Raw genomic sequence first — 10,954 nt, forward strand, 5'->3', positions numbered from 1 at the left:
CACCTCTTATTGGTAAATGAAACCCGACACGAACCAGGCAATCAGCACGGTAGGCGCACCGGTTAAAAAGCGACTGACGAGCACCGAAGGGACGCCAACGCGTACCGTTTCCTGGCGGGCTTCAGCCAGCGACAGACCGACCGGAATAAAGTCGCAGGCGGCCTGGGCATTAATCGCAAACAGGGCGGGCAGAGCAAGGTGCGGCGGAATGTGCCCCTGGCCGATTTGCACGCCAATCAGTACGCCGATCACCTGAGCGATAACGGCGCCAGGGCCGAGAAAGGGCGACAGCAGCGGGAAGGAGCAAATCAGCGCCAGCGTGACCAGCCCGAGCGGATGACTGGCAAGCGGCGCAAGACCGTGGGCAATCCAGTCGCCCAGTCCAGAGGCCATAATGATGCCGATCAGCGCCGAGACGAAGGCCATAAAAGGCAGGATGGTTTTCAGTACGGTATCGATGGTGTCGCGTCCGGCCTGAAACAGCACTGCGACGGCTGATCCCATGCCCATGCCGACTTTTGCCAGCAGGCCGTCGCTCTGCTCGGTGATTTTTTTGCTGGTGTCGTAATCGCGCGGCTGCGGCTGTTTTGCCGTTGACGATTCCCCCTGCAGGAAGATGTTTTCCTCTTTTACGCCAGAGACATAGATATCTTCCACAATGTACTGCGCCAGCGGCCCGGACTTGCCGGTGGCGTGGATATTGATGGTTGGAATACGGCGTTTTGGGTAGATGCCGCAGCGCAGCGTTCCGCCGCAATCAATGACCGCGACGCCAATCTCCTCTTCCGGCGGTTCACCTTCTTTAAAGCCATCCACCGCTTGCCAGCCGGTCAGTTGCGCCAGCTTGTCGACGATAGCCGGGCGGGTACCTGCAGTGATATAGACGATTTTTTTACTGGTACTGGCCTCGAGTTGCAGCGGGCCGCCCCAGCCGCCAGTGCCTTTTTCAATAACGATATTGCTCATGATGTTGCTCCGGCGAGTCGGACGTTTTGTTCAAGCTGAATGCCCATTTTTTTCTCGAAAATGGCGGTCGTCAGGTCGGTCACCCAGCCACGGAAGAAGTTGGTGACCAGGCCGACCAGCAGATAGCTGATCGCCAGCGGACCAAGCGGCAGGCCGAGCGTGGTAAGACCGTTGGCAATGCCGAGGTAGACAAATAATTCGCCGGGATTGATATGGGGAAACAACCCATTCATAGAGTGGCAGCTATAAGAGGCTGCGGCGTAATAACTGGGTTTGTACTTTTCTGGCATAAAGCGCCCGAGGCTGAGGGTCATCGGGTTGCAAAAAACAAAGGTGCCGACACAAGGCAGCAGCAGATAACGGGCAACGGGATTACCTGCGCAGCGCTGGGCGAATCTTTCAATACGGTGCTGGCCAATAAAATTTATCAGCGCGTTCATGATCACCAACAGGCTTATCAGTAGCGGCAGAATACCGGTCACCATCCCGGTAAAAACTTCGCCGCCTTTCTGAAACAGCCCGATGAACCATTCGGCGCCATGTGTAATGGTCTCCATTGTTCTCTCCTGTAGGGTTATCGTTTTGTGGTTTAACTGTGCACTATGATAATCATGATGAAAGCTAAAAATGTGTTATTTAGATCTCGTTATGAAAGAAAAAATGATCATTGTGAAAGTTTTTTGAATGAGCAAGGTTTAAATGCACGCGAAAGAAAGGGTGAACAAACGAAAAATGATCGTGCGGGGCCGTGTTGCGGCGCTTCCTTGTCGGTAGCCAGATGCTTTACCATACTTGCTCCTGGCTGAATTCGTTTAATGGATGCCCCATGTTGAAGCGTTATTACGCAGCGTTACTGCCTGCGTTTGTTGTGCTCTGTGCCTGTAGTAGTAAACCCCCGCTTGCTGAAACCCCGCAGACTGCCACACCCGCTGCGCCATCCGGTGGGTTCCTGCTGGCACCACAGCATAATGTGGTGATGGCGGGGGGGGATTTCGCCAATAACCCCGCGGCGGAGCGCTTTATCGACCGGATGGTCAGCAAGCACGGTTTTGACCGTCAGCAATTGCATGAAATTCTTTCGCAGGCCAAACGTCTGGACTATGTGCTGCGCCTGATGGACAAACAGGCACCGACCAGTGCCGGGCCAACCGGGCCGAATGGTGCCTGGTTGCGTTATCGCAAGCAGTTTATTACCCCGGATAATGTGCAGAATGGCGTTGCTTTCTGGAATCAGTACGAAGATGCGCTGAACCGCGCATGGATGGTGTACGGCGTGCCGCCGGAGATCATCGTCGGCATTATTGGCGTGGAGACACGCTGGGGCCGCGTGATGGGCAAAACCCGCATTCTTGACGGGCTGGCAACGCTGGCGTTCGATTATCCGCGCCGTGCCGACTATTTTGCGGGCGAGCTGGAAACCTTCCTGCTGATGGCGCGTGACGAAAGTGACGATCCGCTGGATCTGAAAGGTTCCTTCGCCGGAGCAATGGGGTACGGCCAGTTTATGCCGTCTTCCTATAAGCAGTTTGCGGTGGATTTCAACGGCGACGGTCACATCAACTTGTGGGATCCGGTGGATGCCATCGGCAGCGTTGCTAACTATTTCAAACAACACGGTTGGGTGAAAGGCGATGTGGTTGCCGTACCGGCTAACGGCCAGGCGCCGGGGCTGGAAAATGGCTTTAAAACCAATTACAGCATCGGGCAACTGGCGGCGGCCGGGTTAACACCGCAGCAGCCGCTGGGCGATCATCAACAGGCCAGCCTGCTGCGGCTGGATGTCGGCACCGGGTATGAGTACTGGTACGGCTTGCCGAACTTCTTCACGATCACCCGCTATAACCACAGCACGCACTACGCGATGGCAGTCTGGCAGCTTGGCCAGGCTGTAGCGCTGGCGCGCGTTCGCTGATCCACGTCCCCTCCCGCGGGAGGGGATTGAAACATTTCGACGCACTCCCGTTTCGTCTTGTCGTTTACATCATTATCACTTCTGATTATTGTTATGTTATAACATATGAGGTGTGTGAATGATTCCCGTAACGCTGTTCTCCCTTTCTGGCGTCGCCCGGTTGCTGCTGGCAGCCGGGTTAGTGCTGGTGCTCTGGCTGCTGACTTGCTGGGCGGTAGCGCTGCCATGATTGAACTGGATCACCTGGTCGCGGGCTATGATCGGCTGGCGATCACACCGGCATTGTGCGGCAGCGTGGCGCGCGGCAGCATGACCGCGATTGTCGGCGCGAATGGCTGCGGTAAGTCAACGCTATTGAAAACGCTGGCCGGTTTTTTACCGCCGGTAAGCGGCGTAATACGCTGGCCTTCGCACCGCCCGATGGTGGGCTGGCTTGCCCAGCGCCACGCTCTGGAGTCGCAATTTCCGGTTACCGTGCAGGATGTTGTTTGCATGGGGTGCTGGCCGCGCTTTTCGCTGTTTCGCGGTCTGAGCCGTGATGCCCGCCAGCGTGTGGCGCAGGGGCTGGAGCGCGTGGGTTTGTCGACGATGGCGCAAGAAACCATCGACACCCTTTCCGGCGGGCAGTTTCAGCGCATGCTGTTTGCCCGCATCTGGGTGCAAAATGCGCCGCTGGTGATGCTTGATGAACCTTTTACCGGTATTGATGAAGTGACTTCGCAGGTGCTGATGGAGCAGATTGTCGACATGCACCAAAGCGGGCAAACCATTCTGGCGGTACTGCACGACAGTGAACGCGTCACGCGTTATTTCCCTCAGACGTTGCGCCTTGACGAACAGCGGGCGCAATGGGGGGAAACACCCGCACAGGCGTTGCCGCCGGAGGAATGCCGCGCATGATCTGGCACCTCTTTTTCCAGCCTTTTATTGAGTTTGGTTTTATGCGCCGTGCGCTGGTGGTGTGTCTGGCACTCTCTGTTAGTACCACGGCGCTGGGCGTCTTTCTGCTATTGCGGCGAATGAGCCTGATGGGAGATGCGCTGTCGCACGCCATTCTGCCCGGTGTGGCGGTGGGTTTTTTGCTGAACGGTATGTCGTTACTGGCAATGAGCATCGGCGGTTTTATCGCTGGGATCGCCGTGGCGCTGGTGGCCGGTTGGGTAAGCCGCCGCACGCCCCTCAAAGAGGATGCCAGTTTTGCCGGTTTTTACCTCGGATCGCTGGCGCTGGGCGTGACGCTGGTGTCGTTACGCGGCTCCAGTGTCGATCTGCTCCATCTGCTGTTTGGATCCATTCTGGCGGTAGATAACGATGCGGCGCTCTTTGTTGCTGGGGTTTCCAGTCTGACGGTAGTGATACTGGCGCTGGGGTATCGCGGGCTGGTGAGTGAAGCTTTTGACAGTGCTTTTTTGCAGGTCAATGCCCCCCGGGTGCCCGGGCTGTTTCATGGGTTATTTTTGGCGTTGCTGGTGCTCAACTTGGTGGCGGGTTTCCAGGTGCTTGGCACGCTGATGGCCGTTGGGGTCATGATGTTGCCCGCCGTGGCAGCCCGTTGCTGGGCGCGCACCTTGCCGGGGCTGTTATTACTGGCGGCCGGCATTGGCGCACTCTGCGCCTGGCTGGGGTTAAGCCTCTCCTGGACGGCTGGCTTACCTGCGGGGCCAGCCATTGTGCTTACCGCCAGCATCACCTTCTTTTTTTCGATTTTATTCGGTACGCGTAGCGGGCTGGCGCACAGCCTGCGAGCGCTTTTAACGTAGCAAGGGGACATGATGAAACGTACAGGGGTAATTCTGGCACTCGCGCTGGGCTTAATGTCACAGGGCGTAATGGCTAAAACAATTAACGTGGTCGCCAGCTTTTCCATTCTCGGTGATATGACGCAGCAGGTCGGGGGCGAGCACGTGCACGTCACGACGCTGGTTGGGCCGAATGGCGATCCGCATACTTTCGAGCCGTCGGCAAAAGACAGCGCCATGCTTAACAAAGCCGATGTGGTGGTGGTCAATGGTCTGGGGCTTGAGGGCTGGCTGGACCGACTGGTTAAAGCCTCCGGCTTTAAAGGCCAGATTGTGGTGGCATCGAACGGTGTTGAAACCCACACGCTCGAAGAGGACGGCGCGACGGTAACCGATCCGCATGCCTGGAACAGCGCTGCCAACGGTGCGCAGTATGCGCAAAACATCCTCGCCGCATTAATCAAAGTCGATCCGGCGGATGAAGCGGCTTTAAATGCCTCCGGCCAGCGTTATATTGCCGCGCTAAAAGAGATGGATAGCTGGGCCAAAGAACGCTTCAGCGCCATCCCGCAGGCCAAACGTAAAGTGCTGACCAGTCATGACGCCTTTGGCTACTTTGCTCGTGCTTATCATGTTGAATTTATGGCGCCGCAGGGCCTTTCTTCTGAAAGCGAAGCCAGCGCCGCGCAGGTGGCCACGCTGATTAAACAGATCAAAGCCGATGGCGTAAAAGTATGGTTTATGGAAAACCAACTGGACCCACGACTGGTGAAACAGATTGCCAGCGCCACCGGTGCGCAGCCTGGCGGGGAACTCTACCCGGAAGCGCTGAGTGCGAAGGGGGGAGTGGCTGATACTTACCAGAAAGCGTTCCATCATAACGTTGAAACCATCGCAAGCAGCATGCAATAACCTCGTATGACCGGATGGCGACAGCGTTGGGATCATTACCCGGCGCTGTCGCCATCCGGCTTACCGAATCAGCCGCATAATTCCACTTTTTCTGAAGCGTCCTCGTAAATTTGTTCACCCATCCCCATCTCTGTGCTGAAAGTGGTATCTTTTCCGCCACGGTTTTTTGGCGCATGGGAGCCAGTATGACGGACAGTGAATTAACCCAACTGAGCGAACGCGTTGGACAGGCGTTAAAAGCGCGTGGTGCGACGTTGACGACCGCAGAATCCTGCACTGGCGGGTGGATAGCCAAAGCGATTACGGATATTGCAGGCAGCTCCGCCTGGTTTGAACGCGGATTCGTCACCTACAGTAATGAAGCCAAATCGCAAATGATAGGCGTTGAGCCTGCCACGCTGGACGCGCACGGCGCGGTGAGTGAGCCGGTAGTAATAGAGATGGCAATTGGCGCACTGAAAGCGGCATGCGCCGATTACGCAATATCGGTAAGCGGTATTGCCGGGCCGGATGGCGGCAGCGCGGAAAAACCGGTCGGCACTGTCTGGTTTGGTTTTGCCAGTGCTTGGGGCGAGGGCATTACCCGGCGTGAATGTTTCCTGGGGGACCGGGAAGCAGTGCGCCGACAGGCCACGGCTTATGCGTTGCAAACCCTGTGGCAACATTTTCTACAAAACACTTGATACTGTATGACCATACAGTATAATTGCGGCAACAAAACAGTAATTCACAGCGGAGCGTAACGCGCTTCACTCTGCATGACAGGAGTAATAATGGCTATCGACGAAAACAAACAAAAGGCGCTTGCAGCTGCACTGGGTCAGATCGAAAAGCAATTCGGTAAAGGCTCCATCATGCGTCTGGGTGAAGACCGTTCTATGGATGTGGAAACCATCTCTACCGGCTCGCTCTCTCTGGATATTGCACTGGGTGCTGGCGGTTTGCCGATGGGGCGTATCGTCGAAATCTACGGGCCTGAATCATCCGGTAAAACCACGTTGACGCTGCAGGTTATTGCCGCAGCACAGCGCGAAGGCAAAACCTGTGCGTTTATCGATGCTGAACACGCCCTCGACCCGGTTTATGCTCGTAAACTGGGCGTAGATATCGATAACCTGCTGTGTTCTCAGCCGGACACCGGTGAGCAGGCGCTGGAAATTTGTGACGCGCTGGCGCGTTCAGGTGCGGTTGATGTGCTGGTTGTCGACTCCGTTGCGGCGCTGACGCCGAAAGCGGAAATCGAAGGTGAAATCGGCGACTCTCATATGGGTCTCGCGGCACGTATGATGAGCCAGGCGATGCGTAAGCTGGCGGGTAACCTGAAGCAGTCCAACACGCTGCTTATCTTCATCAACCAGATCCGTATGAAAATTGGTGTGATGTTCGGGAACCCGGAAACCACTACCGGTGGTAACGCGCTGAAATTCTATGCTTCTGTACGTCTGGATATTCGCCGTATTGGCGCGGTGAAAGAGGGCGATAACGTCGTCGGCAGCGAAACCCGTGTCAAAGTGGTGAAAAACAAAATTGCGGCGCCGTTTAAACAGGCTGAGTTCCAGATCCTTTACGGTGAAGGCATCAACTTCTACGGTGAGTTGGTTGATCTTGGCGTGAAAGAGAAGCTGATTGAGAAAGCGGGCGCCTGGTACAGCTACAACGGCGACAAGATTGGCCAGGGTAAAGCAAACGCAACGACCTGGCTGAAAGAGAACCCGGCGGCTGCGAAAGAAATCGAGAAGAAACTGCGTGAAATTCTGCTCAGTAATCAGAACTCCGCAGCGGAATTTACTGTGGGTGACAACGGCGAGGACGTTGAAGAAACCAACGAAGATTTCTGATAATGTGAATCTCAATCAAGGGCTGCTGATGCAGCCCTTTTGTTTTTTTACGGTTACAGGATTTTGTCATGTCTGATAATGCTCCCCGACGCTCCTCCATTGCACGCTTGCGCGATCGCGCGATGCGGATTCTGGCCATGCGCGACCATAGCGAGCAGGAGTTCCGGCGGAAACTGACCGCGCCAGTCATGACCAAAAATGGCCCTGAGGCGCTGGACACCACGCCAGAAGAGATCGACGAAGTGGTGGAGTGGTGCCAGCAGCATAACTTTCTTGACGATGCGCGTTTTGCACGTCAGTTCATTGCCAGCCGCGCCCGGAAAGGTTATGGGCCTGCGCGTATCCGCCAGGAATTAAACCAAAAAGGCATACCGCGGCAAATGGGGGAAAACGCCCTCTATGAATGCGAGATCGACTGGGCCGTCAGCGCGCGAGAACAGGCCGTGCGGAAATATGGCGAACCGCTACCCACGGAATTCGTCGCCAAAATAAAAGTGCAACGCTTTTTGCTCTATCGCGGCTTTCTGCAGGAAGATATTCAGGAAATATGGCGAAATTTTGCCGACTGAGCGCATACGGGATTTTACTTCGCAGTAAAGAAAACTTATCTTATTCCCACTTTTTCCAGTAGCTGGCGCGTTTGCCGGGCAAACGGCTACGGTCAGTTACCACATTTCGTTAGCTTGATTTCAGGATAATTATGAGCAAGAGCACCGCTGAGATCCGTCAGGCGTTTCTCGACTTTTTCCATAGCAAGGGACATCAGGTAGTTGCCAGCAGCTCCCTGGTGCCGAATAACGACCCGACTTTGCTGTTTACCAACGCCGGGATGAACCAGTTCAAGGACGTATTCCTTGGGCTCGACAAACGTAATTATTCCCGCGCTACCACTGCACAACGTTGCGTTCGTGCAGGCGGTAAACACAATGACCTGGAAAACGTCGGTTACACCGCACGTCATCACACCTTCTTTGAAATGCTGGGCAACTTCAGTTTCGGCGATTACTTCAAACATGATGCCATTCAATACGCATGGGAACTGTTAACCGGTGAAAACTGGTTCAACCTGCCGAAAGAACGTCTGTGGGTAACGGTGTACGAAACGGACGACGAAGCCTACGAAATCTGGGAAAAAGAAGTGGGTATCCCGCGCGAACGTATTATTCGCATTGGTGATAACAAAGGCGCAGCGTATGCGTCTGACAACTTCTGGCAGATGGGTGATACCGGGCCGTGCGGTCCGTGCACCGAGATTTTCTACGATCATGGCGATCACATTTGGGGTGGTCCTCCAGGCAGCCCGGAAGAAGACGGCGACCGTTACATCGAAATCTGGAACATCGTCTTTATGCAGTTCAACCGCCAGGCCGATGGCACCATGGAGCCGTTGCCGAAACCGTCTGTGGATACCGGTATGGGTCTGGAGCGTGTTGCGGCGGTTCTGCAACATGTGAATTCCAACTATGAAATCGATCTGTTTGCGAACCTGATTAAGGCCGTGGCCGGGGTAACGGGCGCAACCGATCTGAGCAACAAATCACTGCGTGTGATTGCGGACCATATCCGCTCCTGCGCATTTCTGATTGCTGATGGGGTGATCCCGTCGAACGAAAACCGCGGCTACGTGCTGCGCCGCATCATTCGTCGCGCCATTCGCCATGGCAACATGCTGGGCGCGAAGGACACCTTCTTCTATAAACTGGTTGGCCCGCTGATTGCGGTAATGGGTTCTGCCGGTGAAGATCTGCAACGTCAACAGGCGCAGGTTGAACAAGTTCTGAAAACTGAAGAAGAGCAATTTGCCCGTACGCTGGAACGCGGTCTGGCGCTGCTGGACGAAGAACTGGCGAAACTGCAAGGGGATACGCTGGATGGCGAAACCGCTTTCCGTCTGTACGACACTTATGGTTTCCCGGTTGACCTGACGGCGGACGTTTGTCGTGAGCGCAATATCAAGGTTGACGAGGCCGGTTTTGAAGCCGCAATGGAAGAACAGCGCCGCCGTGCGCGTGAATCCAGCGGTTTTGGCGCTGACTATAACGCGATGATCCGCGTTGATGGTGCTTCCGAATTTAAAGGTTATGACCATCTGGAACTGAACGGCAAAGTCACTGCGCTGTTTGTTGATGGTAAACCGGTTAACGCCATTGCTGCCGGTCAGAACGCTGTGGTGGTGCTTAATGAGACGCCTTTCTATGCCGAGTCTGGCGGCCAGGTTGGCGATAAAGGCGAACTCAAAGGCACCGGCTTTGCTTTTGCCGTTCAGGATACGCAGAAATATGGCCAGGCGATTGGGCATGTAGGTCAGTTGCTTAGCGGTTCACTGAACGTGGGCGACGGCGTGAAAGCCGAAGTAGACGAAGCGCGCCGCGCCCGTATCCGCCTTAACCACTCTGCCACTCACCTGATGCACGCTGCGCTGCGTGAAGTATTAGGCACGCACGTTGCGCAGAAAGGGTCGCTGGTGAACGACAAAGCGTTGCGCTTTGACTTCTCACATTTCGAAGCCATGAAACCTGCGGAAATCCGCGCGGTGGAAGATCTGGTCAACGCGCAAATCCGTCGTAACCTGCCGATCGAAACCAATATCATGGATCTGGAAGCAGCGAAGGCCAATGGTGCGATGGCGCTATTTGGCGAGAAGTATGATGATCGTGTACGCGTACTGAGCATGGGCGACTTCTCTACCGAACTGTGCGGCGGCACGCACGCAGCTCGCACTGGTGATATCGGTCTGTTCCGCATTGTTTCCGAATCAGGTACGGCGGCAGGCGTGCGTCGTATTGAAGCCGTGACCGGTGAAGGCGCGATTGCCAGCTTGCATGCGCAGAGCGATCAGTTGCACGATATTGCGCAGTTGCTGAAAGGCGACAGCCAGAATCTCGGCGACAAAGTGCGTACCGTCATGGAACGTACCCGTCAGCTGGAAAAAGAATTGCAGCAGCTTAAAGAGCAGGCGGCCGCACTGGAGAGCGCAAGCCTGTCCGGAAAAGCTATCGATCTCAACGGTGTTAAGCTGCTGGTTAGCGAACTGGCAGGTGTCGAACCGAAGATGCTGCGTACCATGGTGGACGATCTGAAGAACCAGTTGGGTGCGTCAGTGATTGTTCTCGCTACCGTGGCGGAAGGCAAAGTTTCTCTGATTGCGGGCGTGTCGAAGGATGTAACCGACCGTGTGAAAGCAGGGGAGCTGGTTGGAATGGTTGCCCAGCAGGTTGGGGGCAAAGGGGGTGGTCGCCCGGACATGGCGCAAGCCGGTGGTACCGATGCGGCCGCGCTGCCTGCAGCACTTGCCAGTGTTAAAGACTGGGTAAGCGCTAAACTGTCATAATTACAAAGCGAAAGCAGACGCCATGACCTTGCGGTTATGGCGTTGTTGCCACTACGCTATGATAACGAGAAAGTCAGGTTGAAGTTTTGTATATCGGCTAAACTTAGGTTTAACAGAATGTAATGCCGTGACTGCTTACACATTAGGTGTTTGTCATCGCTTACTTTTTGGCGTTATATGATGGATAATGCCGGGATACAGAGAGACCCGACTCTTTTAATCTTTCAAGGAGCAAAGAATGCTGATTCTGACTCGT

General features: G+C 55.2%; 10 protein-coding genes. 8 read left to right on the forward strand and 2 right to left on the reverse strand.

Annotated features, from left to right (window positions below):
• Positions 1–6: 6 nt before the first annotated feature.
• Together RTX30_RS17100 and srlA are read right to left on the reverse strand one after the other, a co-directional pair.
• Positions 7–966: a PTS glucitol/sorbitol transporter subunit IIB gene (locus RTX30_RS17100; protein ID WP_312691358.1), complete on the reverse strand. Its 960-nt coding sequence runs from the start codon at positions 964–966 to the stop codon at positions 7–9.
• The gene (gene srlA, locus RTX30_RS17105) at positions 963–1,523 is read right to left on the reverse strand and encodes a PTS glucitol/sorbitol transporter subunit IIC (protein ID WP_312691359.1); all 561 of its coding nucleotides are present in this window, start codon (positions 1,521–1,523) and stop codon (positions 963–965) included. The genes RTX30_RS17100 and srlA overlap by 4 nt, the downstream gene beginning before the upstream one ends.
• A 269-nt stretch (positions 1,524–1,792) precedes the next feature.
• On the opposite strand from srlA, the gene mltB reads away from it, so the two are divergent.
• The 8 genes from mltB to alaS all read left to right on the forward strand — a co-directional run bounded on the left by mltB (position 1,793) and on the right by alaS (position 10,698).
• Positions 1,793–2,878, forward strand: a complete 1,086-nt coding sequence (mltB, locus tag RTX30_RS17110) for a lytic murein transglycosylase B (protein ID WP_312691360.1) — start codon at positions 1,793–1,795, stop codon at positions 2,876–2,878.
• A gap of 225 nt (positions 2,879–3,103) precedes the next feature.
• Complete coding sequence (locus RTX30_RS17115) at positions 3,104–3,778, forward strand: ATP-binding cassette domain-containing protein (protein WP_312691361.1); 675 nt, start codon at positions 3,104–3,106, stop codon at positions 3,776–3,778.
• Positions 3,775–4,638 carry a metal ABC transporter permease gene (locus RTX30_RS17120; RefSeq protein ID WP_312691362.1) on the forward strand — a complete coding sequence of 288 codons (864 nt, stop codon included), beginning with the start codon at positions 3,775–3,777 and terminating at the stop codon, positions 4,636–4,638. The genes RTX30_RS17115 and RTX30_RS17120 overlap by 4 nt, the downstream gene beginning before the upstream one ends.
• Positions 4,639–4,650: 12 nt before the next feature.
• The gene (locus RTX30_RS17125; protein ID WP_312691374.1) at positions 4,651–5,529 is read left to right on the forward strand and encodes a metal ABC transporter substrate-binding protein; all 879 of its coding nucleotides are present in this window, start codon (positions 4,651–4,653) and stop codon (positions 5,527–5,529) included.
• Positions 5,530–5,714: 185 nt separating this feature from the next.
• On the forward strand, positions 5,715–6,212 hold the full coding sequence (gene pncC, locus RTX30_RS17130; RefSeq protein ID WP_312691363.1) for a nicotinamide-nucleotide amidase: 498 nt from the start codon (positions 5,715–5,717) through the stop codon (positions 6,210–6,212).
• Between the two features lie 90 nt (positions 6,213–6,302).
• Entirely contained in the window at positions 6,303–7,367 is a 1,065-nt protein-coding gene (gene recA / locus RTX30_RS17135; protein WP_312691364.1) for a recombinase RecA, read from the forward strand.
• Positions 7,368–7,435: 68 nt separating this feature from the next.
• A complete protein-coding gene (recX, locus tag RTX30_RS17140) occupies positions 7,436–7,936 on the forward strand; it encodes a recombination regulator RecX (protein WP_312691365.1) in 501 nt (166 codons plus the stop codon).
• Positions 7,937–8,067: 131 nt separating this feature from the next.
• Positions 8,068–10,698, forward strand: a complete 2,631-nt coding sequence (gene alaS / locus RTX30_RS17145; RefSeq protein ID WP_312691366.1) for an alanine--tRNA ligase — start codon at positions 8,068–8,070, stop codon at positions 10,696–10,698.
• The last annotated feature ends 256 nt before the right edge of the window (positions 10,699–10,954 follow it).

This window comes from Kosakonia sp., from assembly GCF_032052965.1.
Lineage (GTDB): Bacteria > Pseudomonadota > Gammaproteobacteria > Enterobacterales > Enterobacteriaceae > Kosakonia.

Bases quoted from the DNA above. Each gene is read 5' to 3' on its own strand.
- RTX30_RS17100 (WP_312691358.1), bottom strand. From the start codon at position 966: ATGAGCAATATCGTTATTGAAAAAGGCACTGGCGGCTGGGGCGGCCCG.
- srlA (WP_312691359.1), bottom strand. From the start codon at position 1,523: ATGGAGACCATTACACATGGCGCCGAATGGTTCATCGGGCTGTTTCAG.
- mltB (WP_312691360.1), top strand. From the start codon at position 1,793: ATGTTGAAGCGTTATTACGCAGCGTTACTGCCTGCGTTTGTTGTGCTC.
- RTX30_RS17115 (WP_312691361.1), top strand. From the start codon at position 3,104: ATGATTGAACTGGATCACCTGGTCGCGGGCTATGATCGGCTGGCGATC.
- RTX30_RS17120 (WP_312691362.1), top strand. From the start codon at position 3,775: ATGATCTGGCACCTCTTTTTCCAGCCTTTTATTGAGTTTGGTTTTATG.
- RTX30_RS17125 (WP_312691374.1), top strand. From the start codon at position 4,651: ATGAAACGTACAGGGGTAATTCTGGCACTCGCGCTGGGCTTAATGTCA.
- pncC (WP_312691363.1), top strand. From the start codon at position 5,715: ATGACGGACAGTGAATTAACCCAACTGAGCGAACGCGTTGGACAGGCG.
- recA (WP_312691364.1), top strand. From the start codon at position 6,303: ATGGCTATCGACGAAAACAAACAAAAGGCGCTTGCAGCTGCACTGGGT.
- recX (WP_312691365.1), top strand. From the start codon at position 7,436: ATGTCTGATAATGCTCCCCGACGCTCCTCCATTGCACGCTTGCGCGAT.
- alaS (WP_312691366.1), top strand. From the start codon at position 8,068: ATGAGCAAGAGCACCGCTGAGATCCGTCAGGCGTTTCTCGACTTTTTC.